The 26,256-nt window shown below is 58.3% G+C and carries 26 protein-coding genes and 1 tRNA gene; 11 read left to right on the top strand and 16 right to left on the bottom strand.

The window, feature by feature from the left end:
• Nucleotides 1-43 precede the first annotated feature (43 nt).
• Genes ACR0JE_RS01130 through ACR0JE_RS01140 form a run of 3 tightly spaced genes read left to right on the top strand, consistent with a single transcriptional unit; the run spans nucleotide 44 to nucleotide 4,132 of the window.
• Nucleotides 44-691 (top strand): ABC transporter ATP-binding protein, encoded by a 648-nt coding sequence (locus ACR0JE_RS01130; protein ID WP_480862388.1) that lies wholly within the window; start codon nucleotides 44-46, stop codon nucleotides 689-691.
• The gene (locus ACR0JE_RS01135) at nucleotides 688-3,102 is read left to right on the top strand and encodes an FtsX-like permease family protein (protein WP_480862390.1); all 2,415 of its coding nucleotides are present in this window, start codon (nucleotides 688-690) and stop codon (nucleotides 3,100-3,102) included. The genes ACR0JE_RS01130 and ACR0JE_RS01135 overlap by 4 nt, the downstream gene beginning before the upstream one ends.
• Nucleotides 3,092-4,132: a lipocalin-like domain-containing protein gene (locus ACR0JE_RS01140; RefSeq protein WP_480541324.1), complete on the top strand. Its 1,041-nt coding sequence runs from the start codon at nucleotides 3,092-3,094 to the stop codon at nucleotides 4,130-4,132. The genes ACR0JE_RS01135 and ACR0JE_RS01140 overlap by 11 nt, the downstream gene beginning before the upstream one ends.
• Here the strand turns inward: ACR0JE_RS01140 and ACR0JE_RS01145 are convergent, their stop codons facing one another.
• From ACR0JE_RS01145 to ACR0JE_RS01170, 6 genes are all read right to left on the bottom strand, one after another.
• Nucleotides 4,133-4,564, bottom strand: coding sequence for a universal stress protein (locus ACR0JE_RS01145; protein WP_170532978.1), 432 nt, complete (start codon nucleotides 4,562-4,564; stop codon nucleotides 4,133-4,135).
• Entirely contained in the window at nucleotides 4,561-7,173 is a 2,613-nt protein-coding gene (locus ACR0JE_RS01150) for a TRAP transporter permease (protein WP_480862392.1), read from the bottom strand. The genes ACR0JE_RS01145 and ACR0JE_RS01150 overlap by 4 nt, the downstream gene beginning before the upstream one ends.
• A 102-nt stretch (nucleotides 7,174-7,275) precedes the next feature.
• Complete coding sequence (locus ACR0JE_RS01155; protein ID WP_480541320.1) at nucleotides 7,276-8,244, bottom strand: TAXI family TRAP transporter solute-binding subunit; 969 nt, start codon at nucleotides 8,242-8,244, stop codon at nucleotides 7,276-7,278.
• Nucleotides 8,245-8,563: 319 nt separating this feature from the next.
• Nucleotides 8,564-9,775 carry a glycosyltransferase family 2 protein gene (locus ACR0JE_RS01160; protein WP_480862779.1) on the bottom strand — a complete coding sequence of 404 codons (1,212 nt, stop codon included), beginning with the start codon at nucleotides 9,773-9,775 and terminating at the stop codon, nucleotides 8,564-8,566.
• A 239-nt stretch (nucleotides 9,776-10,014) separates the two neighbouring features.
• A complete protein-coding gene (locus ACR0JE_RS01165; RefSeq protein WP_480862394.1) occupies nucleotides 10,015-11,040 on the bottom strand; it encodes a formylglycine-generating enzyme family protein in 1,026 nt (341 codons plus the stop codon).
• A gap of 57 nt (nucleotides 11,041-11,097) precedes the next feature.
• Nucleotides 11,098-11,183 (bottom strand) — tRNA-Leu (locus ACR0JE_RS01170).
• Between the two features lie 145 nt (nucleotides 11,184-11,328).
• On the opposite strand from ACR0JE_RS01170, the gene ACR0JE_RS01175 reads away from it, so the two are divergent.
• Both ACR0JE_RS01175 and ACR0JE_RS01180 read left to right on the top strand, forming a co-directional pair.
• A complete protein-coding gene (locus ACR0JE_RS01175; RefSeq protein ID WP_170532969.1) occupies nucleotides 11,329-11,907 on the top strand; it encodes a YqaA family protein in 579 nt (192 codons plus the stop codon).
• Complete coding sequence (locus tag ACR0JE_RS01180; protein ID WP_480862396.1) at nucleotides 11,904-12,371, top strand: disulfide bond formation protein B; 468 nt, start codon at nucleotides 11,904-11,906, stop codon at nucleotides 12,369-12,371. Before ACR0JE_RS01175 ends, ACR0JE_RS01180 begins: the two co-directional genes overlap by 4 nt.
• Here ACR0JE_RS01180 and ACR0JE_RS01185 read toward each other — a convergent pair.
• On the bottom strand, nucleotides 12,368-12,955 hold the full coding sequence (locus ACR0JE_RS01185) for an HNH endonuclease (RefSeq protein WP_353007716.1): 588 nt from the start codon (nucleotides 12,953-12,955) through the stop codon (nucleotides 12,368-12,370). The genes ACR0JE_RS01180 and ACR0JE_RS01185 overlap by 4 nt on opposite strands.
• A 212-nt stretch (nucleotides 12,956-13,167) precedes the next feature.
• On the opposite strand from ACR0JE_RS01185, the gene ACR0JE_RS01190 reads away from it, so the two are divergent.
• On the top strand, nucleotides 13,168-13,773 hold the full coding sequence (locus ACR0JE_RS01190; protein ID WP_480549107.1) for an rRNA large subunit pseudouridine synthase E: 606 nt from the start codon (nucleotides 13,168-13,170) through the stop codon (nucleotides 13,771-13,773).
• Between the two features lie 32 nt (nucleotides 13,774-13,805).
• Complete coding sequence (locus tag ACR0JE_RS01195; protein ID WP_480862398.1) at nucleotides 13,806-14,231, top strand: VOC family protein; 426 nt, start codon at nucleotides 13,806-13,808, stop codon at nucleotides 14,229-14,231.
• 6 nt (nucleotides 14,232-14,237) lie between these two features.
• On the opposite strand, the gene ACR0JE_RS01200 is transcribed toward ACR0JE_RS01195, so the two are convergent.
• The 4 genes from ACR0JE_RS01200 to ACR0JE_RS01215 are packed head-to-tail and all read right to left on the bottom strand — an operon-like array spanning nucleotide 14,238 to nucleotide 16,334.
• Nucleotides 14,238-14,540 (bottom strand): putative quinol monooxygenase, encoded by a 303-nt coding sequence (locus ACR0JE_RS01200; protein WP_480862400.1) that lies wholly within the window; start codon nucleotides 14,538-14,540, stop codon nucleotides 14,238-14,240.
• Nucleotides 14,540-15,037: an N-acetyltransferase family protein gene (locus ACR0JE_RS01205; protein WP_480827490.1), complete on the bottom strand. Its 498-nt coding sequence runs from the start codon at nucleotides 15,035-15,037 to the stop codon at nucleotides 14,540-14,542. The genes ACR0JE_RS01200 and ACR0JE_RS01205 overlap by 1 nt, the downstream gene beginning before the upstream one ends.
• 2 nt (nucleotides 15,038-15,039) lie before the next feature.
• Entirely contained in the window at nucleotides 15,040-15,705 is a 666-nt protein-coding gene (locus ACR0JE_RS01210) for an alpha/beta hydrolase (RefSeq protein WP_480541308.1), read from the bottom strand.
• Nucleotides 15,702-16,334, bottom strand: a complete 633-nt coding sequence (locus tag ACR0JE_RS01215) for a DNA-3-methyladenine glycosylase family protein (RefSeq protein ID WP_480862402.1) — start codon at nucleotides 16,332-16,334, stop codon at nucleotides 15,702-15,704. Before ACR0JE_RS01215 ends, ACR0JE_RS01210 begins: the two co-directional genes overlap by 4 nt.
• Nucleotides 16,335-16,431: 97 nt before the next feature.
• Between ACR0JE_RS01215 and ACR0JE_RS01220 the strand changes: the two genes are divergently transcribed.
• On the top strand, nucleotides 16,432-17,658 hold the full coding sequence (locus ACR0JE_RS01220) for an MFS transporter (protein ID WP_480541304.1): 1,227 nt from the start codon (nucleotides 16,432-16,434) through the stop codon (nucleotides 17,656-17,658).
• Here the strand turns inward: ACR0JE_RS01220 and ACR0JE_RS01225 are convergent, their stop codons facing one another.
• The 3 genes from ACR0JE_RS01225 to cysS form a co-directional block, all read right to left on the bottom strand.
• Nucleotides 17,659-18,441, bottom strand: coding sequence for a squalene/phytoene synthase family protein (locus tag ACR0JE_RS01225; RefSeq protein WP_480549100.1), 783 nt, complete (start codon nucleotides 18,439-18,441; stop codon nucleotides 17,659-17,661).
• On the bottom strand, nucleotides 18,438-20,072 hold the full coding sequence (gene cimA / locus ACR0JE_RS01230) for a citramalate synthase (protein ID WP_480549098.1): 1,635 nt from the start codon (nucleotides 20,070-20,072) through the stop codon (nucleotides 18,438-18,440). Before cimA ends, ACR0JE_RS01225 begins: the two co-directional genes overlap by 4 nt.
• Nucleotides 20,073-20,136: 64 nt before the next feature.
• Complete coding sequence (gene cysS / locus ACR0JE_RS01235; protein ID WP_480862404.1) at nucleotides 20,137-21,534, bottom strand: cysteine--tRNA ligase; 1,398 nt, start codon at nucleotides 21,532-21,534, stop codon at nucleotides 20,137-20,139.
• Between the two features lie 207 nt (nucleotides 21,535-21,741).
• Between cysS and ACR0JE_RS01240 the strand changes: the two genes are divergently transcribed.
• Nucleotides 21,742-22,086, top strand: coding sequence for an MmcQ/YjbR family DNA-binding protein (locus ACR0JE_RS01240; RefSeq protein ID WP_480862406.1), 345 nt, complete (start codon nucleotides 21,742-21,744; stop codon nucleotides 22,084-22,086).
• A gap of 44 nt (nucleotides 22,087-22,130) precedes the next feature.
• A complete protein-coding gene (locus ACR0JE_RS01245; RefSeq protein WP_480862408.1) occupies nucleotides 22,131-23,318 on the top strand; it encodes a pyridoxal phosphate-dependent aminotransferase in 1,188 nt (395 codons plus the stop codon).
• Nucleotides 23,319-23,323: 5 nt separating this feature from the next.
• Here ACR0JE_RS01245 and ACR0JE_RS01250 read toward each other — a convergent pair whose 3' ends face one another.
• Nucleotides 23,324-23,851 (bottom strand): outer membrane protein, encoded by a 528-nt coding sequence (locus tag ACR0JE_RS01250; RefSeq protein ID WP_480862410.1) that lies wholly within the window; start codon nucleotides 23,849-23,851, stop codon nucleotides 23,324-23,326.
• Nucleotides 23,852-24,251: 400 nt separating this feature from the next.
• On the opposite strand from ACR0JE_RS01250, the gene ACR0JE_RS01255 reads away from it, so the two are divergent.
• Complete coding sequence (locus ACR0JE_RS01255; RefSeq protein WP_480862412.1) at nucleotides 24,252-25,796, top strand: trimethylamine methyltransferase family protein; 1,545 nt, start codon at nucleotides 24,252-24,254, stop codon at nucleotides 25,794-25,796.
• 51 nt (nucleotides 25,797-25,847) lie between these two features.
• Here ACR0JE_RS01255 and ACR0JE_RS01260 read toward each other — a convergent pair whose 3' ends face one another.
• Nucleotides 25,848-26,093: an EF-hand domain-containing protein gene (locus tag ACR0JE_RS01260; protein ID WP_353007741.1), complete on the bottom strand. Its 246-nt coding sequence runs from the start codon at nucleotides 26,091-26,093 to the stop codon at nucleotides 25,848-25,850.
• Between the last annotated feature and the right edge of the window lie 163 nt (nucleotides 26,094-26,256).

Consider the following 26,256-nt stretch of genomic DNA (forward strand, 5'->3'; position numbering starts at 1 on the left):
GTGAGTTCCGTTGCACATCCTGCATGAAAAAGCGGGGCAGATCATGCTGTTGACGATCGACAAGGTGCAGAAATCCTATCCTGGTGGGCGACCTGTCCTGCGTGATGTGTCGCTGACTCTGGATCACGGGCAGACACTGGCCCTGACCGGTGAAAGTGGCAGCGGCAAATCCACCTTGCTGAACTTAGCCGCTGCTTTGGATAGCTTCGATGCGGGTGAGATCACACTGGATGGCGTTGCCCTGACAGCGCTTGATGACGCAGGGCGTGCAGGGCTACGCCGTACTCAGGTCTCGCTGGTGTTTCAACAGTTTAACCTGATCCCGTCGCTCTCGGTGTCGCAAAACCTCTCCTTTCACGCCCGCCTAGCTGGCTGTCATGACCCGGCCTGGAGCACCCATCTGGCTGATCGACTGGGGTTGTCCGATTTGCTGGATCGTTTCCCCGAAAACCTCTCTGGCGGCCAGCAACAGCGCGTTGCCATTGGCCGCGCCATGGCTGCGCGGCCCAAACTGCTGCTGGCGGATGAGCCTACGGGTAGCCTGGACGAAACTGCCAGTGCCAATGTTCTGGACCTGATGCTGTCCCTGGTTGCCGATACCGGGGCCGCTTTGCTGTTGGTGACCCATTCGGAAAACATTGCCGCGCGACTTGACCGGCGCGTGCATCTGGCCGGTGGTCGCATCGAATGACCAAGGCCGTCATACAGGCGCTGCTATCACATTGGCGCGCGCATTGGCTGCAGCTGGCGACGCTGCTGATCGGCATCGCCTTGGCAACCGGTCTGTGGTCTGCTGTGCAAGCAATCAACGCCGAAGCACGCGCAAGCTATGCGCGGGCCAATGCACAACTGGCCTTGGGGCAGTTTGATGAACTGCGCGATCCAAGCGGCCCAATCCCTTTGTCCCGATATTCCAAGCTGCGCCGGGCGGGCTGGCAAGTCGCCGCCGTTCTGGAAGGTCCTTATCGCGCCCAAGGTCGCACCCTGCGGGTGATGGGCGTGGATATGGTGGCCTACCCGACCTTGCCTGCGGTGATGGAAACCGAGCAGAGCGCTGATCCACCAGACCCGGCCGATATCTTGACGGCTCCGGGCCGCTTGTTTGTTCATCCGGACCTTGCGCCACTATTGTCTTCGGTCGAAGGACTGCCGCCGATCATCCTCAGCACATCGTTGCCTGCCGATGTGATTTTGACCGATATAGGCGTCGCCGAAACCCTACTGGACCAACGCGGCAAGATTTCCCGGCTTGTGGTTTTGCCAAACCAACCCCGCGGACGCCCGCCCCTGTCGCAGATTGCACCTGAGCTACAGCAAATCAGCCCGGCCTCGCAGGTCGATACGGCGCAGCTGACGGATAGTTTTCACCTGAACCTGACCGCCTTCGGATTACTGTCATTCGCCGTCGGGTTATTCATTGTGAACGGTACCGTCGGGCTGGCCTTTGCCCAACGGCGCGGCATGATCCGAACCTTGCGTGCCTTGGGCGTTTCAATGAGGCGGCTGGTGTGGATGGTGCTGGTCGAACTGACGGCACTTGCCTGTATCGGCGGGGCTTTGGGCCTGATCCTAGGTTTCTTTCTCGCAGGCGCGTTGCTGCCGGACGTGGCCGCAACCTTGCGCGGGCTCTATGGTGCCCCTGTCACCGGACAGCTGAGCCTGCAGCCAAGCTGGGCGCTGGCCGGTATGGCCATGGCGCTTCTTGGCACCTTAGGGGCCAGTGGTCATGCACTGTGGCGTCTGTCACGTATGCCACTGCTCGAAGGGCCCGGCATTCAGGCCTGGAGCGGGAGCGGGCGATCACACAGCCTGACTGGGATTGTCGGAGTTTGCCTGATCGCCTGCGGATGCGCCCTCTATTTCGGCATGAGTGGTCTGCTTGGGGGCTTTGCATTGCTCGCTGGGCTGCTGACCGGTGCGGCACTGGTTTTGCCGTGGTTCCTGTCGCTTGTCCTGACGATCTTTGCCGAGAAAGCACGCGGGCCGGTGTCTCAATGGATTTGGGCAGATATGCGGGCGCAGCTGCCTGGTCTTTCCTTGGCACTGATGGCCCTGTTGCTGGCGCTGGCGGCCAATATCGGTGTCGGTACAATGGTCTCGAGCTTTCGGCTGACCTTTGTCGGTTGGCTGGATCAACGCCTGACTTCGGAACTGTATGTGACTGCCGAAGATGATCAGCAAGCGCAAGAGATCATGGATTGGCTGACCCCGCAGGTGGATGCAATTCTGCCCATCCGCAGTGTTGAACTGGCCCATGAAACCGGCCCGCTGTTCCTGTATGGCGTGGTCGATGATCCGGTCTACCGGGATCATTGGCCGTTGATCGCGCGATCAGATGGCGATTGGGATCGGGTGATGTCAGGACAGGCAATCCTTATTAACGAGCAACTGGCCCGGCGCGCGGACCTTTGGCCCGGAGATGCTCTGGCGCTTTCTGCAACGGCCTCTCTGCCCATTGCAGGCGTCTATTCCGACTATGGCAATCCAACCGGACAGGCCATCGTGTCGATGTCCCGTCTGGACCAAATCGCGCCGGGGGCCGAAGCAAGACGGTTCGGCATTCGTATGAACCCAGATCAAGCTACCGAGATGGCACAATCCCTGCGTACGCAGTTCGATATGCCTCCGCGCAGCGTGGTTCAGCAGGCGGCGATGAAGGCGCAATCCCGGGCGATATTCGAGAAAACCTTTGTCGTGACCTCAGCCCTGAATATCCTGACCCTTGGGGTTGCCGGATTTGCCATTCTGACCAGCCTGCTCACCCTTTGGACGCAGCGCCTGCCCCATATCGCGCCGGTCTGGGCCTTGGGTCTGAACCGTGCGCAACTGGCCAGGCTCGAGCTGTTGCGCAGTGTCCTGCTGGCCGCATTGACCGCCTGCCTGGCTTTGCCCTTGGGGCTGGTTCTGGCTTGGGTCTTGCTGGCCGTCATCAATGTGCAGGCTTTCGGTTGGAGGCTGCCGATGTTCCTGTTTCCGTGGGACTGGCTGTATCTGTTCCTTCTGACACTACTGGCCGCTTTCGTTGCCGCAGCCCTGCCCGCTTTGCGATTGCTGCGCCTGCCCCCGGCCAGCCTGCTGAGAGTGTTTGCCAATGAACGTTAGAGCGTTTCTTCTATTCCTGCTGGTCTGGCTACCGACACCCTTATTAGCGCAGGGCTATGCCGGTCTGGGCGGATCGGCAGACGGGTTTGACGTGCCACAGCACGGGGTTTTGTTCGAGTTCCCGAGAGATCACGGACCGCATCCCAGCTACCGGATCGAGTGGTGGTATCTGACCGCCAATCTCAAAGGGGATGACGGGCGCGACTATGGCATCCAGTGGACCTTGTTTCGCTCGGCCCTCAAACCCTTTGAGACCGAGGGTTGGCAAAGCCCTCAGATATGGATGGGCCATGCCGCTGTCACCACGCCTGAACGACACTACTTTGCCGAACGCCTGTCACGCGGCGGCGTAGGTCAGGCAGGCGTCACGAGCGAACCCTTCGCCGCCTGGATCGACGAATGGCGCATGAGCGGTCCGGATTTCGACACGCTGTCCCTGACCGCAAACGGAGAGGATTTCGGGTACACCCTGTCCCTAAATGCCCAAGGCCCATTGGTGTTTCACGGCGAGGATGGTTATTCCGTCAAATCCGCCGATGGGCAAGCCAGCTACTATTATTCTCAACCCTTTTATGCGGTCGAAGGCACGTTGCACCTGCCTCAGGGCGATGTCACCGTCAGCGGTTCGGCGTGGCTGGATCGCGAATGGTCTTCGCAACCCTTGGCCGAAGATCAAAGCGGATGGGATTGGTTCTCGCTGAGTTTTGACGATGGCGACAAGCTGATGGCTTTTCGGCTACGCGGGGATCGCGGCGATTTTACGGCTGCCACTTGGATCAATGCGGATGGCAGCACCGAGGCACTGCCAAACGGCTCCGCCACCTTCACACCGCTTGAGGCCGCGCAAGTGGCCGGGCGAGATGTGCCAATCCGATGGCAGGTCAGCCTGCCGGATCGGGGGCTGGACGTCGATGTCGCTGTCCTAATCCCGGACGCCTGGATGGCAACACGATTTGAATATTGGGAAGGCCCGGTCATTGTCTCAGGCAGCCACGCGGGACGCGGCTATCTGGAAATGACCGGGTATTGATCAGCGCACCACGTAGACCGAGGCTGTGGCGTGACGTACAACGCGCGCAGCATTGGGGCCCAATAGATAGTCTTTGAAATCCGGTTTATGAGCACCGATCACGATCAGGTCGGAGCCGGCGCCCTCTGCTGTTTTCAGGATTTCCTGATAGGCCGTGCCAGTGGCCACCACGTGGCGCATAGCGGCGTTGCGTTCCGCACCAAGTACAGAGACGCAAAGGTTTGCCAGCTTGTCATGCGCCTCGGCCAGCGCCTTATCGTGGAAGTCGGGCTCGAAAAAACCCGATACCCAGCTTTCGCCGAAATCAGGAAGCACGGTCACAACATCAAGCTGCGCCCCGTCCAGATCCGCCAGCCTAGCGGCCTGTTTCAAAACCGGACTATCCAGATCGCCATTGCTGATATCGACAGCGCAAAGAACTGATTTGGTCATGCTGTCACCTCTTCTTGTCTGGCGGCCCGGCCGCGTTGCAGGAAGGCGATCAGAGCCAGCAGGATCATCGCCGGTATATAGACCAACTGCTTCGGGGGCTGGCTGGACGGCAAGCTGACCGAGGTCAGGCGTACCGGCTCATCCCCATAATAGTCGAAGATACCCAGATCATCGGCCACAGGCGTGCCAAACAGAGGCTCCTCAAGCTTGATCAGCCCATCTTCGGGGATCAGGATCAGCCCCATCGCCTCGACCCGCGCCGCGCCACCCTCTTCGTCGCCAACAGTGACAACAACGGTGGTGTCGGCCATTTCGAGCGTGTCGAAATCCGGGCCGGATATGACCAGTCGCACTTCAGAACCTGGCGGTGCTTGACCTATCGTTTCTTCAAACGCAGCGGGTTCAACCGACTGGAACGGTGGCGAGATGCGGTCCATGAAGTAATCTGGCCGGAACAGCGCAAAGGCAACAAAGATCAGCGCGATGCTTTCATAAATGCGGCTGTGGGTCAGGAAGTACCCCATGGTGCCAGCAGTGAAGACCAGAATGGCAATGGTCGCAAATATGGCGACGATTATCCCTTCGACCCACGTCACATCGATCAACAGAAGATCCGTGTTGAAGATGAAAACAAAAGGCAGCGCTACGGTCCGCAAGCTGTAAAAGAACGCGGTGAAACCGGTCTTGATCGCATCACCGCCCGATACTGCAGCGGCCGCGAAGCTTGCCAAACCAACTGGCGGCGTCACGTCCGCCATGATCCCAAAGTAGAATACGAACAGGTGCACCGCGATCAACGGCACGATCAGCCCGCTTTGCGCACCCAGTTCAACAACCACTCCGGCCATCAGTGAACTAACGACGATATAATTCGCAGTGGTCGGCAGGCCCATCCCCAGGATCAAGCTGAGGATACCGACCATGATCAACATCAGGATCAGATTGCCGCCCGACAGGAACTCGACCAGATCGGCCATCACCTGGCCCACACCGGTCAGGGTCACGGTGCCCACGATCACGCCTGCGGTGGCCGTGGCCAGAGCAATCCCGATCATGTTGCGCGCCCCGTCGATCAGGCCTTGCCACAAATCAGCAACACCGTCGATGAAGCGGTTGTAGACCTCGCTCTCGCCCCGGAAGATCGCCTTGAGCGGCTTCTGCGTCAGTAGGATCACGAACAGCAGCGCCGTTGCCCAGAAGGCCGATAGACCCGGCGATTTCTGCTCGATCATCAGGAAGTAGACCAGCACGATGATCGGCAGCAGATAATGCAGACCAGCCTTGTAGATGTCGGCGATAACCGGCAGCTCGACCTCTTTGGCGTTTGGATCGTCCGGCTCAAGGTCAGGGACCTGCGCGGCCAGATACAGCAGAGCGACATAGACCGCACAGACGATCAGGCTCAGCACCATGCCAGCGGCCGTTGGCACCATGCTGGTGACCGCATCGACCGGGTATTGCGAGCCGTAGCATAGGCCCGCAAAGACGATGAAGAAGGACAGCATCCCAACCACGGTCCGCGCAAGGTGAACCTCACGGTTGCCCAGCGTCGGCATGTTCCGCTTCACGGCTTCCAGATGCACGATATAGACCAGCGCGATGTAAGAGATCGCAGCCGGCAGGAAGGCATGGGTGATGACCTCAACGTAGGAAATACCCACATACTCCACCATCAGGAAGGCCGCAGCCCCCATCACAGGCGGCATGATCTGGCCGTTCACAGACGAGGCAACCTCGACCGAGCCTGCCTGTTCACTGCTAAAGCCCACGCGCTTCATCAGCGGGATGGTGAATGTGCCTGTGGTGACAACGTTGGCGATGGACGAGCCAGAGATCAGGCCGGTTGCTGCCGAACCCACAACAGCCGCCTTGGCCGGGCCGCCCCGCAGGTGGCCGAGGGCGCCGAAAGCCATCTTGATGAAGTAGTTCCCTGCCCCGGCCTTGTCGAGCAACGCTCCGAACAGCACGAACAGGAACACAAATTTTGTCGAGACACCAAGCGCGATGCCAAACACGCCCTCGGACGTGATCCACATGTGGCTCATCGCCTTTTTCAGGCTGGCCCCTTTCCAGCGGATAACCTCAGGCACCCATTCGGAAGATCCAAAGAATACATAGGCGAGGAAAATCGTTGCAATGATTGCCATTGCCGGGCCAAGCGCGCGTCGCGCGGCCTCAAACAGCAACAGCAAACCGCACAATGCAACCCATTTGTCGGTATCATCTGCAAGACCGCCCGCATTGACGATTTTGTCATAGAAAAAATAGCCATAGAGCGCGACAAACGCCCCGAGCAGGCCCATGATCCAATCCTGTATGGGGATATAGTCTCGCGGGCTGGATTTCAGTGCCGGATAGGCTGCAAAGGCCAGAAACATCGCAAAGGCCAGATGAAACTGCCGTGAGTTGTTCACGATACTACCTGGCAGCACATAGTTCGCTATGGGCGAGGCCAAAACGACCTGAAAGATCGACCAGATCGCTGCCACAATGGCCAGGAAAATCCCGACATTGCCGACCGGATTACGTCCGCCCGCATCGGATGACGCCACAAGATCCTGAAGCTCTTCTTCGGATAGCGGACGATTGGATTGTGTGTCGGAACTCATGCAAATGTCTCCCCGTCGCGACCATTTTTGGCCTTCTGAAATACCCGCTTTGTGCGGGTTTGGGTTGCAGGGCGCCCATAGGCGCCCTGCTTTAGGTCTGGCTTACTGAATCCAGCCTTTTTCTTTGTAGTACTTCTCGGCGCCCGGATGCAGCGGAGCCGACAGGCCGTCCGCGATCATCTCTTCGGGCTTGAGGTTCGCAAATGCCGGGTGAAGCTTTTTGAAGTCATCGAAGTTTTCGAAGACCGAGCTGACAACCGCATAAACCGCGTCATCCGACACATCCGCCGAGGTCACGAAAGTCGCGCCCACACCGAAGGTTGCTGTGTCGCCGTCCGAACCACGGTACATGCCACCAGGAATGGTCGCAGTCCGGTAGAACGAGTTGTCGTCGACCAGCTTGCTTACCGCGTCACCGCTGACGTTCACCAGAACCGAGTCGCAAGCTGTGGTCGCTTCCTGGATCGAGCCCGAGGGGTGACCCACGGTGTAAACCATCGCGTCGATCTGGTTGTCGCACAGAGCCGCCGACTGTTCGGCCGCCTTCAGCTCGGTCGCCAGTTCGAAATCGTCGGTGGTCCAGCCCATTTCGCCCAGCAGAACCTCCATGGTACCGCGCTGACCGGAACCGGGGTTGCCGATGTTAACGCGCTTGCCCTTCAGGTCTTCGAAGTTGGTGATGCCGGAATCGGCACGCGCCACAACGGTGAACGGCTCGGGATGAACCGAGAAGACGGCGCGCAGGTTCTCGAAAGGACCGGCCTCTTCGAACTTCGAGCTGCCGTTATAGGCGTGGTACTGCCAGTCAGACTGCGCCACACCAAACTCCAACTCGCCTTCGCGGATGGTGTTGATGTTGTAAACGGAACCGCCGGTCGATTCGACCGAGCAGCGCACGCCATGTTCCTTGCGGCCTTTGTTCACCAGACGGCAGATCGCGCCACCGGTTGGATAGTAAACGCCAGTCACGCCGCCGGTGCCGATTGTGATGAACTCTTCGGCATAAGCCGCAGGTGCCATCATCGCAGCGGTCACAAACGCGCCGAGGCTAAGCTTGCTGCTGTTTTTCATGTAAAAAACTCCCATTTTTTAGTGTGCGCGGTAAAAGCCAAAAACCCTGCAATAGCGAGGGAGCGCGCTGGTATCTTAGAACCGGCTGCCCTGCAACTGCTGCTACTTTTGAATTTTTCCAATGTCTCCCAACATCTTCGAGGTTTCATTCAGATACAATGAATGTCAAGACCAGCCCCGCGTAGATCGCGCCAAAGCAGCATATCTGAGGCTGTTTTTTGAACTTTCCCCGTTAAGCCATCAAAGACGAAGCGGGCTGCCCGCTTACACGGACAGCCCTGTGAAACTGTTGGTCAGCATTCTCCTAAGATCGGAAAAGTCAGTCGGAATCGGTGTTCTGTTCCCGGGTTGGAATCTCAATAATCCCGAACAAGAATGCGGCAAAGGCGGTTTGCACCGAAACGGCCATCAAGCTGAACCCGGCCACGGTGAGGCGTGTTGGCAAGGGGTTTTCGATATTCCCAAACCCCAGGCGCGCCCATTGGCCGAACGCCACGCCGAACAGGATTACACCGAACAGGAACAACCAAAACGCAAACAGGGCGATATTGTCGGTGGTGGCCCAAGTTCGAAGAATGCGGCTGGGCTCACCCACTGGCAGCAATCCGCTCCGGGTCGCCATCATCCGCGCCAAGGCGCCAAAGGTCAGTAGCTGGGTTCCAAGGATGGTGATCACACAGGCGGCGATAAAGGTGTTTGTGCCCAGCTCGACCGAACCCGCAACCTGAACAGGACCGAACATCAGGATCAGGGCGGCCAGCCCGCCCAAAACGCTGAAAAACAGCCCCGGATAGACAAACAGCCAGCGCGGATTGTGCATAAGCAAAAACTTGAGGTGGCGCCACCCATCCCGCCAAGTACGCAGATGCGGCGGGCGGCTTCGGCCATCGGGCCGCAGGGTGGTCGGCACCTCAGCAATTTTCAGACGCGACATCGCGGATCGCGTCACCATCTCGGAAGCAAATTCCATACCGGAAGTGTGCAGTTGAAGATCCCGGATCGAGTCACGCCGAAATCCGCGCAGGCCGCAGTGGAAATCACCAATACTGATGTTGAACAAGAGCCGGCCAATGAAGCTGAGCACCGGGTTGCCCAGATATCTGTGCAGAAACGGCATCGCACCATCCGAGATACCACCTTTGAACCGGTTGCCCATGACCAGATCGTTTCCGGCCCGCAGCGCCTCGACAAAGGGATCCAGGCTCGAGAAATCATAGCTGTCATCTGCATCGCCCATGATCACATAAGTGCCCAAGGCCGCATCGATCCCGCCCGACAGCGCCGCCCCGTATCCTTTTTGCGGGACATTCACAACACGCGCACCCAGAGCTTGTGCCATTTCAATCGAGCCATCGGTGCTGCCATTATCGGCAATCAGCACCTCGCCCTTGATCTGCGCACGCTCAATAAAATCCTGCGCTTTCTTGATACAAATCTCGATTGTCTCCGCCTCGTTCAGACAAGGCATCAAAATCGTCAGTTCAAGCGCGTCAGTCTGGCTGACGGGCTTGGCGGTTTCTGAATTACCCACCAATGGAACGCACCTTTCAAATCAATACACTAATCAATATTCCACGCGCAGATCAGATTTGTAAGTGAACGATATCCTACATCTGCAGGTGTTTGAGTAAATATTGGCAACAAAATAACTACAAACCTGGCATTAGTTCCTAAGGACAAAAAACACACACAATCCAATCAGCGCACCGAACCTAGGTGGTTTTTTGATTCAGGTACAGCCTCGTCACACGCTGTGGCTCGCTAAGTCAGCTAAGGTTTCTCGATGAGTAATGCCCTCGCCACCCGGAATCCATGACTGTCATTGCGCCATGTCACACGTGTGCGACCGCGTGCAGCGGGCCTCAATGCATCTATACCAGTGGCGTAGCTGCCACCCTTCAAGACCGGTCTACAAGATCCAAACTCTTGAACATAAACCAAGTATTCACTGCTGCTTTCCAAGCCTAGATGAGTATCAGACCAGCAAGATTGGGTCATCTCACGAACGTTTCCGGACATGTGCCTTAAACCCCAGCCATTCACCGCATCCAGTTCCGAAACCGGAACGGACAAACCTAGATCCGTCAAATCCGGTCGCTCAACGCCAAGCGTCGTTTCTGTCGCGTCTCCCGAGAAGTTCGCTTGCTGCGATGTTACTTCCTCGCCCTGCGCATATCTGGTTTGAGTCCCCGCTTTCGCGGCATATTCCCACTCTGCCTCGGTCGGTAGTCGATAAACGTCCTTACCGACGATAGAATTCAGCCAGCTCAGATATTCCTGCACGTCCTCAAAAGACACGTTGATAACCGGATGCTCCGGCCCCAAAAGCGTATACCCACCTAGCCGAAGAATCTTGTGGTCGGGACTATGCGAACACCCTCCAGCATTCACACATTGCATCCATTCGGCATAAGTCACTTCGTTACGGCCGATAGCAAAGGGAACATCCATTTCGACTTCATGGCGCGGATGCTCGTGCGGAATGATGTGAATTTCATCCGGTTCGCGCCGTGTCATCGTGGCGTTTTCGCCGTAGAAATCGAAGGGATTACGTGACTCTTCCGCCGTCGCGCCCATCATGAACGACCCAAGCGGCATGACGATCATCTCAGGGCATTGCTCGCATTCTTTGAACATAACGAGGGGTGCGACCTGACGTCCATCAGATATGTCATAGGACACACCATCCTCGGCCGCAGCAGTACTATAAATGCTCAATCCAACGCCTACGATCAGGATTTTGACAATCAAAGCCAGATCAGATCGGCAATCCGAAACACCGAGGTCAAATTTCATTGTATCTTCGTCCCTTGAAAAAAAGTGTTTCGGAAAATCGGAGAGACATTGAAAATGTGGTGCCCAAGGAGAGACTCGAACTCTCACGCCCGTGAAGGCGGGGGATTTTGAATCCCCTGCGTCTACCATTCCGCCACTTGGGCCACGGACACTGGATTAGCGCCCCCGCGCGGGAAGGTCCAGAGGCAAAAATCAACCAGCTTTCGGTTTGTTTGACCACCAGCAGTTGACGGGTCCGTGGGTGCATGATTTGGCTTGCATGGGCAAAGACCGGGATTTGAGTAGACTATGTTGCGATCGCTTTACGACTGGACCATTCGACTGGCCGAGCACCCCCATGCCCTTTGGGCGCTGGCGATTGTAGCGTTCATCGAAAGCTCATTTTTCCCGATCCCGCCGGATGTGCTGATGATCCCGATGATTCTGGCACGCCCTTCGCGCGCTTGGCTTATCGCGGGTGTTGCGCTGGTTGCGTCGGTGCTGGGCGGTTTGTTGGGTTATGCGATCGGGGCATTTGCCTATGAAAGCATTGGCCAACCCATTCTGGAATCGATGGGCAAGGCCCACGCGATGGAAGAGTTCAACACCCGCTTCAACGATTTCGGCTTCTGGGCTGTGCTGGCGGCGGGGGTGACGCCCTTCCCTTACAAGGTCATCACCATTATGTCGGGCTGGACGGGCATGCCGCTTGGCACCTTCATAGCGACGTCGATTCTGGCGCGTGCGCTTAGGTTCTTTCTTGTGGCAGGCCTTCTTTGGAAATTTGGCGAACCAATCCGCGATTTCATTGAAAAGCGCCTGGGCCTGATGTTCACATTGTTCATCATTCTACTGTTCGGCGGCTTTCTAGCGGTGCGATACCTATGACACAGCGCAGTATTCTGATTGGTCTCGCCGCCGGCGGTTCGGCAGCATTGCTGTTAGGGGCCTGGGGTTTCCAATATCTCGGCGGGCTCGCACCCTGCCAAATGTGTGTTTGGCAACGCTTTCCACATGGGGCCGCATTTGTCATCGGGCTGATCGCACTGATGCTGCCCTTTGTCCGCCTGCTGCCATTGGCGGGCGCACTTGCAGCGCTGACGAGCGCAGGCATTGGCCTGTTTCACACGGGTGTCGAACAAGGCTGGTGGGAAGGCCCAACCAGTTGCACGTCCGGCAGCATTGGCGGCTTGTCGGCGGAAGAACTGATGAACCAGATCATGTCCGCCCCGCTGGTGCGATGCGACGATATCCCGTGGCAAATGCTGGGCTTGTCTCTGGCTGGCTGGAATGCCGTTATGTCTTTGGGTTTAACGTTGATCTGGATCGCGGCCTGGCGGTCCAAATCCTAGAACTCATCCAGTTCTGCATCCCAGTACAGGAAGTCGATCCAGCTGTCGTGCAGGTGGTTTGGCGGGAATTTGCGGCCAATGTTGCGCAAAGCCTCCGCATCGGGCTGGCGCGGGGGCTTGCGCAGGGACATCCCCGCCTGACGCAGGGATTTGGACCCTTTCCTCAAGTTGCAAGGGCTGCACGCCGCCACCACGTTCTGCCAGCTTGTCACCCCGCCTGCTGCGCGCGGAACCACATGGTCAAAGGTCAGATTGTCCCGGCTGCCGCAGTACTGACAGCGAAACTCATCCCTCAGAAATAAATTAAAGCGCGTGAAGGCCACGCGCTTTCTGGGTTTTACATAGTCTTTCAAAACAACGACCGAGGGTATTCGGATCTCGGTACTCGGGCTTCGGACGACTTCGTCATATTCGGCCACGATATCCACCCTGTCCAGCCAGGCAGCTTTGATCGCCTCTTGCCAGGGCCACAGCGACAGCGGGTAGTAGGACAAGGGGCGGTAATCGGCATTCAAAACCAAGGCCGGGTGATGCTTGAGCGTCCCCGGCTCTCTTACAAATTCGGTCCTGAAGTCTCCGTCCATCACAGAATCGCTCCTCGCTCTCAGCTGCCCGTTTGTGACACCAGAGCGGAGAGCACCCGCCCCGGTCTTAAGATAACTATATATCGTGGTAAATCTCTGACAAGCCCTGAGTTTCCACAATATGTCGCTGATTGGGTAAGCCGAATCCGTAACAGGCGCATGACAGTTATCCACAGGTTGCGCACAGCGTGTTTTGCAGGCTATGGCGGGGCATGTCCTGGTTCATTCGATTCAATAAACCCTTTGATGTTCTGCCGCAGTTCACCGACCGCGCGAATGCAGACTCGCCGCGCAGCACCCTGTCGGACTTTATCGACCTTCCCGGCGTCTACCCTGCAGGACGGCTGGATCGGGACAGCGAAGGGCTAATGTTGTTAACCGATCATGGGAGATTGCAGGCACAGATATCGGATCCCAAGCACAAGATGGCCAAAACCTATTGGGTTCAGGTTGAGGGTGAACCTGACGCGGGCGCAATGAACGCGCTGAGGGACGGTGTTGAGCTGAAGGATGGCCTGACCCGCCCCGCCAAAGTACGTCAGATGGATGAACCAGCGGACCTCTGGCCCCGCACCCCGCCAATCCGAGAGCGCAAGACCGTGCCCGACAGCTGGATTGAACTGACGATCCGCGAAGGCAAGAACCGGCAGGTGCGCCGGATGACGGCCGCTGTCGGCCTGCCGACCTTACGCCTGATCCGCTATCGCGTCGGCGACTGGACTTTGGACGATCTTGAGCCCGGCCAATGGAACAGCCTACCCCTGCCCACCCTGAATGCGGCCCCGCAACGTAAACGAGACAGACGCGCACGGCGGTGACACAGCCCGCTTCTTTCTGCTAGAATACGGCCATGAAACTTACGCCAGACATCCCTGCCCCGTCAGGCATTCTGGAGGCTGCGCTATATGTCGATGATCTGGGCGCGGCAGAACAGTTTTATGGTGAAATACTGAGGCTGGAGCGCATTCAGCGGATCAAGGACCGGCACGTGTTTTATCGTGTTGGCGGGTCCGTTCTATTGCTGTTCAATCCGGATCAAACTGAACAACCGCCCCTGAACCCGGACCTGCCCGTGCCGCCTCATGGCGCGCGGGGTCCGGGGCATGTCTGCCTTGTGCTGAACCGTGACGAGATCGCCGCCATGCGCAAACACCTATTGGATTGGAATGTCCCGATCGATGCCGAGTTCGACTGGCCCAGCGGCGCACGGTCACTCTACATCCGCGACCCCGCAGGCAATTCGGTCGAGTTTGCCGAGGGCCATTTGTGGGGCTGATCCAGATCAGCCGAGCGGCTGCTTCTCACCGCCGACAACTTTGTAAATCTCGCTGGAAATCAGACCAACCTCGGCCAAAGTTGCGCGAAAAACGGCCATATGAGGCGTTGCAAAATGCGCCTCAAGCGCGGCTTGATCCTGCCATTCCTCGTAAACGCGAAACCGGGTTTTGTGGCCCAGCACCTGACTGAATTCATAGACCAGACAGCCGGTCTCTTTCACGGTTTCCGCAACCATCTGCTGGGCAGCCTCGCGGGCCCGTTCAACCCCGGCCTCGTTCACTTCCACAACGCCCGTGACAACCAGCATCATCTATCCTCCGTCAGATCATAGCGTTTCGATATGCGATTGACCGGAGTGCCGTCCCGCAGCGGAACGCCGTATTCAACCGAGTAGTCGCGGAAACCCATTTTTTCATAATAGCTTAAGCCAAGAAGGTTGTCCGCTCGGATCGTGGCATTGATCGCGGCAAATCCCAATGCACCTGCCGTTTTGACAGTCTCGGCAAACAGGGCCCGGCCTGCGCCCCGCAGCACCGGGTTTCGGCGGGTGAACGTGGCGACATCGGCGCAATTCTCGGGCAAGGCCTGATGCGTGCCAAGCCATTGAAACCCCGCGACCTCGCCTTGATGATCCAGTGCGACATGGCAACAGACCTTGTCGGCCCCGTTCAGATAGCTCTGCGCAAACAGCGCGTCCGAGAACGGGATTTCGAATGCAGTCGTACCACCCGCCGCGATGATATCGTTAAGAATAAGCCGAGCCTCGGCCACATCCTCTGGCATAATCGGGCGGACGGCAATCATCGCTAAAAGCTCAGCTTGTCACGCATGAAAGCCAGTGCCACACTTAGCCCGTCCGGTGCGATACCGTGGCCGGTTCCCTTCATCACATGCGCATAGACCTCTTTGAAATCAGCAGCTTGAAGGGCTTCGGCCGCCTCGGGCAGCGATTGCGGCGGAACCACATCATCGGCGTCGCCATGAACCAGCAAGATCGGCATCCGGCTGACGGTTTCATCGGGCAGTAGATCGGGTTCCAGCAAGCGGCCCGAGAACGCAACGATCCCGGCTACCGGGTCTTCACGCCGCGGGGCAACATGCAGGCTCATCATCGTGCCCTGAGAGAAACCGAACAGAACGACCTGCTCGGGCAGGACATCTTCATCCACCATCAGTGCGTCGAGGAAGGCGTTGAAGTCGTCGCTCGCCATCTCCATGCCGCGGCGCGCTTCTTCCTCGGACGAGCCGTCAATCCAAGGGATCGGAAACCATTGAAAGCCATTTGGCATTCCGGGAATCTGTTCGGGTGCATCGGGCGCGACGAACAGCGTATCGGGCAGATGTTCACCCAGCGGATCAGCAAGACCCAGCAGATCGGCCCCGTTGGCGCCATAGCCGTGTACGAACACCACGACCGAGCGTGTATCGCCTGAAACCGGCTCTTTCCGGAGCGCGTTCAAAACCCGTGTCATCTGATCCCTTCTCTTTTCTTGGCCACCCGGTAATAGGCCCACAAAACGCGTGCCGCAACCGACCGCCAAGGCGACCATGCCTCGGCCATCTGGCGCAGTTCCTTGTCGGTTGGACGTTGGGGTAGATCGTAAAGCACCCGTGCGGCCTCCTGCAGGGCCAGATCACCCGGCGCGATGACGTCCGCGCGACCAAGCGAGAACATCGCGTAAATCTCAGCGGTCCAGACACCGATGCCCGGAACTTGGATCAATGTCGTGATAACATCCGCATCAGGAGCGTCGCGTAACGCTTTGTAATCAATACGCGCCTCAGCCAACGCCCGCGCATATCGAACCTTCTGACGGCTCAGACCTACAGCCCGCAGATCGTCATCGGTGGCCCACATGATCTTGCGCGGCCCGGTCAGCTTTGCATCCTGCATGCGCTTCCAGATCGCATTGGCCGAGGCCACGCTGACTTGCTGGCTGACAATCGCGCTGAGCAGTTGGGCGAATCCATCGGGCTTGCGCCGCAGGGGCAAAGGGCCGGTCTGCTCCATCGCATAGGCCATGCGCGGGCAGGTGTTGGCCAGCCACTCGGCCCCTTCCGTCACGCAATCGGGCGTTTCAATGATGCGACCTACGGACATGCGCTCTCTGCCTTGTGATACGGGTTGCACGTTAGGGGGATCAGCCTCAGATGCAAGCCGCTTGTGCCTCGGCGCGTTCACCGATACGCATTGGCGCATGACACTGACGACAGCCACCCCGGACGACTCGCAAGCCAAACGCAACGTAGCGGTTTTGGTTGCTGCGCAATCGATCTTGGGCGCGCAAATGCCGATGATCTTTATCGTCGGTGGATTGGCCGGCCAGTCCCTGGCCAGCAACCCCTGCCTAGCGACCCTGCCAATCTCGCTGATCGTTCTGGGATCGATGCTGGCCGCCACGCCTGTCTCGGCCATCATGCAACGTTGGGGGCGCCGGACCGGCTTCCTTGTCGGGGCAACAGCCGGGGCCTTGGGCGGCCTTATCGGAGCCTATGGCCTTTATCTGGGGTCCTTCCCGATCTTCCTGCTCGGCAGCCTGCTGACCGGTATCTACATGAGCGCGCATGGGTTTTACCGTTTTGCCGCAGCGGATACCGCATCAGATGAGTTCCGCCCCAAGGCGATTTCCTATGTGATGGCAGGCGGTTTGGCCGCTGCGATCATCGGACCACAAATCGTCAAACTGACGTCAGAGTCATATGTGATCCCGTTCCTCGGCACATACGTGGCAGTGATCGCGCTGAACGTGATTGGATCGGCGCTGTTCTTCTTTCTCGACATCCCCACCCCGCCGAAACCGACCGAAGATGCGCCCAAGGGCCGCTCGCGGCTAGAGCTGCTGAAAACCCCGCGCATTGCTGTTGCGATCATCTGTGCGATGGTGTCCTACGCGTTGATGAACCTTGTGATGACCTCGACCCCACTGGCGGTTGTGGGCTGCGGCTTCTCGGCCAATGACGCGGCGGATGTGGTCACCTATCACGTGCTGGCCATGTATGTTCCCAGCTTTTTCACGGGTCACCTGATCGCGCGCTTTGGGGTGGAAAAGATCGTGGCTCTTGGCCTTGCGATCCTGGCCGGTGCCGGAGTTGTCGCCTTGCAGGGTGTCGAGTTGGAGAACTTCTTCATCGCTCTGATCCTGCTGGGGATCGGCTGGAACTTTGGCTTTATCGGTGCGACCAGCATGCTGGCCGCGTCGCACGAAGTGCATGAGCGTGGCCGGATGCAGGGCCTGAACGACCTGTTGGTATTCGGCGGTGTGACCGTTGCTTCGCTGGCATCGGGCGGATTGATGAACTGTTCCGGAGGGTCACCGGTTGAAGGCTGGACAGCCGTCAATCTCGCCATGATCCCGCTGTTGACCCTGGCTGGTGGCGCATTGCTGTGGCTTGTCCTCAGACCTGCCGATGCGAAACCGGCCTAATCACCAGCGACCAGTCGCAGCAGTCCACATCAATGACAACCGCCGCCGCACCTCGCTCTGCGCCAAGTCACCTACCGCAACCCGGTCGGGCTGTGCGCTCACCCGTTTCAAAATCCATTCTGCCTGCCATCCGAGATAAAGCGCCGGACGCGCCGCATCTGACACTCCAGACCGGTTTGATCGTGCCCGAGCCAGTCGCGCCAACGCCGCTTCTGCCAGTACCTTCACGCCTTCGGGTCTGCCATCCAGCAATGGTATACGCCCACGCGCCTCAAGCTCTGGGATCGCGCGAAACCAATTCGCCACGCCCACGCCATAGCCGAAATCGCGCAACACATCCTCATCTGCCGCCCCAAGGGACTGAGCTGCGGCCACCAGCAGCGAGCCGGAACTGTGATTGATATAGGCGTCAAAATGTTCCTGATCCTCAAAAGGATCGCGATAGATGTCCCACCGTCGCACCGCCACATATTCATCAAGCATCCTGGCCAAATGAGGCGACAGAACCTGCGACAGAGGCGTTACAACCTCGTGCCGCCGCACGGTGGGCCCTTGCGAGATCTCCTGCAGGGCATCGCGCCACCATTGCAGGCGCATTTCGGCAATCATCGGCTCTTGCGTCACCCAAGGGGCGCGCGCGACCTCGACATTCAGTGCATAGATCGGAAACAAAACCGCCCGCGCCGCAACCGGAGCAGCCATTGCCGCCAGAAACCGATCGGGATCGGCCTTGTGCACCAAAGCGGCACAGGCTTTGACATCCTCGTCAAATGCAGCCGTCACTCTGCCGCTGCCTGCTGAGGGTCACAATCGCGCACCAGTTTCCATTGAATCGCCTCCAGCAGCGCCTCGAAGGACGCGTCGACTATGTTCGCGCTGACCCCAACGGTGGACCACCGCCGCCCCTGCCCGTCTTCGCTGTCGATGATGACACGCGTGACGGCCTCGGTCCCGCCCTGGGTGATCCGCACTTTGAAGTCGACCAGCCGCATATCCGCCAATACCTGCGAATATTGCCCCAGATCCTTGGCCAGCGCCTTGGCCAGCGCGTTCACCGGCCCCCGATCACTGCCTTGCTCGTCCAGAGACTCGCTGACCGACAGTTTCTTTTCACCATCGACCTTCACCACAACCACGGCCTCGGACAGGCTGACCATGTTGTTGTACTTGTTCTTGCGCCGCTCGACGGTGACCTTGTAGCGCTTGACCTCGAAGAACTCGCGCAACTGCCCTAGTTCATCCCGCGCCAGCAGTTCGAAACTGGCCTGCGCGGTGTCATAGGAATAGCCCTCGGCCTCGCGCTGTTTGATCCGCTCAAGAATGCGCCCCAAAGCCGGGTCTCCGTTTTCCACGGACAGCCCGGCCTCGGTCAGGCGTTTGCGCAGATTCGACTGCCCAGCCTGGTTTGACATCGGAATGATCCGTGCATTGCCCACCGTTGCCGGATCGACATGTTCGTAGGTCGATGGATCCTTGAGGATCGCGCTGGCATGCAGCCCCGCCTTATGCGCAAAGGCCGAGGCTCCCACATAGGCCGACTGCTTACTGGGCACCCGGTTCAGGATATCGTCCAGCATCCGGCTGATCCGTGTCAGACCGGCCAGCGCCGCAGGGCTGACACCGATCTCGAACTGCGAGGCATAGGGTTCCTTCAGCAACAAGGTCGGGATCAGAGCCGTCAGGTTCGCATTGCCACACCGCTCTCCTAGCCCATTCAAGGTCCCTTGAATTTGTCGCGCCCCCGCATCGACAGCGGCCAAAGAACAGGCCACCGCATTCTCGGTATCGTTGTGGGTGTGTATACCCAAACGATCCCCCGGCAGGCCCGCTGCGATCAGCTCTGATACAATGCGTCCGACCTCGGCGGGCAAAGCGCCGCCATTGGTGTCACACAACACAACCCAACGCGCGCCCGCATCCAGTGCGGCCCGACAGACCTCAGTCGCATAGGCCGGATTGTCTTTGTAACCGTCAAAGAAATGCTCGGCATCGAACAGAGCTTCACGCCCCTGCGCCACCAGATGTGCAACCGAGGCGCGGACGTTCTCGACATTCTCCTCCAGCGAGATGCCAAGCGCGTGGGTCACGTGATAATCATGCGACTTGCCGACCAGACAGACCGCCTGCGTGCTCGCATTCATCACCGCCGCCAGCACGTCGTCATTTTCTGCCGACCGACCCGAGCGCTTAGTCATCCCAAACGCCGTCAACCGGGCCGAGGTCTTCGGTGCGACGTCAAAAAACGCGCTGTCGGTCGGATTCGCCCCGGGCCAGCCGCCCTCGATGTAGTCGACACCCAACTCGTCCAACGCCTGCGCGATCTGCACCTTCTCAGCAGTCGAGAATTGAACCCCTTGCGTTTGCTGCCCGTCGCGTAGGGTTGTGTCATACAGATAGAGGCGGGTTTTGGTCATTGGTCTGGCTCTTTGGCTTGTTCGGGCATCGCCCCGCCCGGACAGTTCCGGGCGAAGCATCTGATTATACGCTTTCCAGCTTCGACGCGTCGAAACCCGATCCGGCGATGATCTCAACAGCGTCCTTGCTCATGCGCACTTCCAGACCTGCGGCAAGATAGGCGGATTTCAATCGATCCACTTCCGAGAAATCCTTGCTCACCATGGCTTCTACACGCGCGGCTGCCAGCCTTTCTTCGTATTCAGAGAAATCCGCCGCCGGAATGGCAGCCCAGCCGCCCATCTCATCCGTCAGCAGGCCCAGCACTTGCGCACTTGCCAGCAACGCCGCAGCGTCCCCGCCCGAAGCGAGACGGTGAAGCTCGGCGATGGCACCCGCTGTGTTCAGATCATCCGCAAGTGCTGCGATCACCGAGGGTGCCGCGCTGGCGGCGGGCTCGATGCCCGCTGTCAGCGCCCGCCACTTGCGCAGCGTTGCTTTGGCTTCGCGCGCCTTCTTCTCGGTCCAATCCATCGGCTTGCGATAATGGGTCTGCAAGAACACAAACCGGATCACCTCACCCGGCACGCCCTGTTCCAACAGGTCATGCACGGTGAAGAAATTGCCCAGCGATTTGGACATTTTCTTGCCCTCGACTTGCAGCATTTCATTATGCATCCAGACCCGAGCGAACTCACCCTCGGGATGCGCGCAGCAGCTTTGGGCGATCTCGTTCTCATGGTGCGGGAACATCAGATCGTTGCCGCCACCATGAATGTCGAAACTGTCGCCCAGCAGTTCATAGGACATGGCCGAGCATTCGATGTGCCAGCCCGGACGCCCCCGGCCCCAGGGCGACTCCCACCCCGGCAGTTCATCGGTCGAAGGCTTCCAAAGCACGAAATCCATCGGGTTTTTCTTATACGGCGCAACCTCGACCCGTGCGCCCGCGATCATGTCATCGACCGACCGCCCCGACAGCTTGCCATAGTTGTCCTTCCACGAGTCCACCGCAAACAACACGTGACCTTCTGCTTCATAGGCATGGCCCTTCGAGATCAGGTCTTCGATCATCTCGATCATCTGAGGGATGAACTCCGTTGCGCGTGGCATCTGGTTCGGTTCCAGCGTCCCAAGCGCGCCCATATCGTGCAGATACCACCCGATGGTCTCATCCGAGCGTTCGTGGACCAACTGCTCCAAAGACCCTTCGGCCCCGGCTTGTTTGCGCTTCAGCGCGGTCACGTTGATCTTGTCGTCTACGTCGGTGAAATTGCGCACATAGGTGACGTGATCCGCACCATAGACATGGCGCAGCAACCGGAACAGCGTGTCGAACACGACCACGGGTCGCGCATTGCCCAGATGAGCCCGGTCATAGACAGTCGGCCCACAGACATACATCCGCACGTTGTCAGGATCGATCGGAACGAAGTCTTCCTTCGTCCGTGTCCGTGTGTTGTGCAGTTTGAGTGTCGTCATCACTTAGGCTCCTAAAGCGTGCGCGTTGGCGCGGGCTTAGCAACTTGTCTCAGGGATGAAAACGAAAGATACCGGCCCGCTTGATAAATCAGCAGGAAATGCAGCAGATAATGATGCAGGTCATCCGGTTCATGTCGCTGGCATACCACGCGCAACACGCCAAGCCAAGGCTTGAGTTTGCCTCACCTCCCCTGCATGGTGCCAAACATGAGCCGGGATTTCGTCAACTCTGTGTGCCGCGCCCTACCGGGTGCTGAATGGTCCGACCCTTGGGGCGGCGGCCATGATGCTTGGAAGGTGGGCGACAAAATGTTTGCCTGCATCGGGGTTGCCAATGATGGCGTCTCGGTCAAAACCGCCGATATCGAAACCGCACAAATGCTGATCGATGCAGGTGTCGGCGTCAAAGCCCCGTATTTTCACCGCAGTTGGATCCGCCTACCCTTTGACGCGGACGAGGAAGAACTGAGGCACCGCCTGACAGCGTCTTATGATCTGGTCCGTGCCTCTTTGACGAAAAAGGTTCAGGCGACCCTTCCCACGCGCAGCTGATTGACCATCGCGCGCCGTTCGAAACTTCGCAAGCAGGTGTTCAGATGAAAGTGTCAAATCGCATCTCTCAGATCACAGCAGGCGGCAGTGATGGCTGGGATGTGTTCTACCGGGCGCGCCGGATGGCCAGCGCCGGACACGCCGTGACCGAGCTGACAATTGGCGAACACGACACCCGAACCGATATATCGATTTTGCGCGCCATGGACCACTCGGCGCGAAACGGACACACCGGTTACGCAATGGTCCCAGGAACCGATCGACTACGCGACATGGTTGCCGCAAGAACTCAGGCACGAAGCGGTTTACCCACCACGCGCGACAATGTTCTGATCACGCCCGGCGGACAATCCGCCCTGTTCGCAGCACATACGGCCCTGTGTGATCCTGGGGATGTGGGGCTGTACATTGATCCATATTACGCCACTTATCCCGGTACGATCCGCGGGGTTGGCGCAATCGCCCGCCCCATCCAGGCGCAGGCCGAGGAGTCATTTCAACCGCGCGCCGAAGACATCGAAGCTGCGGCGGACGGAGCTGTGTCCCTGCTGATCAACTCACCCAACAATCCAACCGGCGTGGTCTATTCCCACGAAACACTTGAAGGCATCGCGGGGGCCTGTAAACGGCACGATCTTTGGCTGATCTCGGACGAGGTTTATGACACGCAGATCTGGGAGGGTGCACATATCTCTTCCCGTGCCTTGTCGAATATGGCCGAGCGCACGCTTGTTGTTGGGTCCATGTCCAAATCCCATGCCATGACAGGCTCTCGCTGCGGATGGGTTATTGGTCCAGAAGAAGTGATTGCGCATCTGATCAATCTGGCCACGCACACGACCTGCGGCGTGCCAGGTTTCATTCAGGATGCCGCCTGTTTTGCACTGAAGGCCGGCCCGGAGTTAGAGGCTGGTATCGCCGCCCCCTTCCGTCGCCGTCGCGCGCTTGCCATAGAGATTCTGAGCAAGCAGAACGTCGTCAGCCTCGTGCCCGCACAAGGTGCGATGTATCTGATGCTGGATATCCGCGCGACCGGCCTATCCGGTGAAGGTTTTGCAAACGCCTTGCTGGATAATCACGCCATCGCTGTCATGCCTGGCGAAAGCTTTGGCCGGGCCGCAGCAGGCCATATTCGCGTGGCAATGACGGTAGAGGACGCGCGTTTTTCGCAGGCTCTGCAGACCTTGTGCGATTTTGCGGCTGGTCAGGCAAAACATCGCGCGGCTGGGTGAAAGGCTCAGAACCGGAAGGTTGTCCTTAGGTTGAAAACATTCGTGCCCAGTCCACCCTCGGATCGGGTGGCATCGTCGAAGTTCTGGCGCAATGCCTCACCACTAATCACAAGGTTTTCGCCAATCGGATAAGCGACACCGATACCGTAAACCGCCGCTGTATCGCTGTCGGTCGAGGTTTCCGCGCGGGCCGCACCGACGACCACGTATCCGAGCGCGTTGCCAAAATCATACCCGCCACGCAGTTTAACAAGTGACATACTGTCCAGGCTTCCCTGATTTTCGCTGAGGTTCAGGGACAAGCGATTATATTCCAACTCACCCCCCAAAACGAAATTGCCAAAATCCTGATCAAACCCGATATGGGCACCAAATGTGCCTGTGTCCCCGCTGGAGCTGTCAGGGCCGCTTGCCTCGGCATAGCCGAAACTGAAACCCGCATAGGCACCTGTCCAATCCTCTGCCATGGCAGGGCTGGCGCATGTGATCGTCATCGCGACGATCAGGGCCCAACGTGATTTCCAATCCATCATCACCAGTGTTCATCCGTGTCTGGAGCAGCAACAGTCACACTTTTAAACTGGAATGCAGTTTCCAGATTTCAATTCTGATCACAGGATATTCAGTAGTAAGTTAATAAAGTATAACAGATTTCGCCCAAAGCGGGAGAAAATGTGCTCAGAACACGCATTCAACGAGGCCAGCGATACAATCTGTCGGTTTTTGACACCAAAGTCGCAAACGGAACAGAACAGGGTGTGGCCGTCTGACAGCCTATCGGGCAACTGAGAGGTCTCATGGCAAACGAGATTTGGAAAATTCGTCTGATCAGTCGTACCATTGGTGCGGATCGTGGGCGCGCGGCAAGGGGTCGGCCTGGCTTGTCTTGATCGCTCATGCTCAAGATACCTCTTTAAAGACCGGACTTATTCAATGAACACGCAATCTCGTAGTGCCTCTCGTAGCGGTGGACGTTCTGCACGTCGCGCAGCCCGTGCATCCGCCCTTCCAGAACATCTGCGCCCGATCCGCCCCGGCATGGAAGGCGGCACATACAAACCTCTGACCCCGACTCAGGTGGAACAAATCCACAATGCCGCCCTACAAGCCCTTGAAACCATTGGTCTTGCAGACGCCCCCCAAAGCGGTATCGACTATCTGGTCGGTGCAGGCTGTACACTGGGCGACGACGGGCGCATTCGGTTCCCGCGCGCATTGGTCGAAGATACGATCGCAAAGGCCAACCGGTCCATCACGCTCTGCAGCCGCGACGGCCAGACCGACCTCGACCTAACCGGCACCAAGGTTCACTATGGTACAGCCGGGGCCGCTGTAAGTATGGTTGATGTCCATGGCCGCCAATACCGCGATTCAACCGTACAGGATCTGCACGACGCCGCGCGAATTTGCCAGCAGCTGGACAATATCCACTTCGTCCAGCGCCCTATGGTCTGCCGCGACATCCTCGACAATCTCGAGATGGACTACAACACAGTTTACGCTGCATGTTCAGGGACTTACAAACACATCGGAACATCCTTTACCGAGCCGTCGCATGTAGCACCTGCCATCGAGATGCTGCATATGATTGCCGGTGATGAGGACAAATGGCGCGAGCGGCCTTTTGTGTCCAACTCGAACTGCTTTGTCGTTCCGCCGATGAAATTTGCCACCGAAAGCTGCGAAGTGATGGAGGAATGCATCAAGGCCGGAATGCCAGTTCTGTTGCTGTCTGCTGGCATGGCCGGGGCAACCGCCCCATCCACAATTGCCGGGGCGATCACGCAAGCCACAGCCGAATGCCTCGCCGGTTTGGTTTATGTAAACGCCGTAAAGCCGGGCGCTCCCGCGATTTTTGGCACTTGGCCCTTTGGTCTGGACCTGCGCACCGGGGCCATGTCAATCGGATCTGGCGAACAAGCCCTGCTGAGTGCGGGCTGCGCGCAGATGCACCAGTTCTACGACCTGCCGGGAGGCGCCGCCGCGGGCGCGTCAGATTCGAAACTGCCCGATATGCAAGCCGGGTGGGAGCAGATGTGTTCGAACGTCATGGCCGGGTTGTCCGGGCTGAACATGGTCTATGAAGCGGCGGGCATGCATGCTTCGCTTCTGGGCTTTTGCTTTGAAAGCCTGATCCTTAGCGATGATCTGATCGGTCAGGCACAGCGCTGCGTGCGCGGCATCGAAGTCAATGATGAAACACTGGCGCTGGATCAGATTGCCGAGGTCTGCATGGGCGGGCCGGGCCACTACTTGGGAACTGACGCAACGCTCAGCCGGATGCAGGCCGACTATGTCTATCCGATATTTGGCGACCGAACGTCACCAAAAGAATGGGCCGAAATGGGTAAACCAGATTTGCTGGAGAAGGCTAGCGCCCGCAAGGAAGAAATTCTGAGCGCACCGTCGTCCGCTCAGTTTGATCCGTTGCTAGATGCCGAAATTCGCGCCAAGTTCAACATTCACTTACCCGCGTAACCATTTGTAAAGGCGGCCCGAAACCCTCGGGCCGCCCTTATTCAATACAAATCAGCCGTTGCTGGGGGGCAGCAAACCGGCTTCTTGCGCAACTGCGATCTCATCCTGATCCAGCGCGCCATCACCATTTGCATCCATGGCCGAGAACGTATCGGTATCCACTTCTGGTACCACAGCCTGCACTTCTTCGATGGTCAGAACGCCATCGCCATTCGCATCAGCGCTCGATTGCGCCAAAGCCAACGAGGGCAAGCCAAGTGCGAATGCCGAGATAACGGCCAGATGTTGCGGTTTCATGATAGTGCCTCCTGAGTGAGTTTTGCGTTGTTACGTCCGGACAAGCACCACAGACACCATCTTGCCCTTCGCAGTCACCCGCATCCCTTTCATCCCCGAATTTCGCGCCATTCTTTGCGGATTTCCCCGAGTCGGCCCTGCGATCTCCCGCCGGGCGAAATCC

It is taken from the genome of Ruegeria sp. H3, assembly GCF_056533095.1.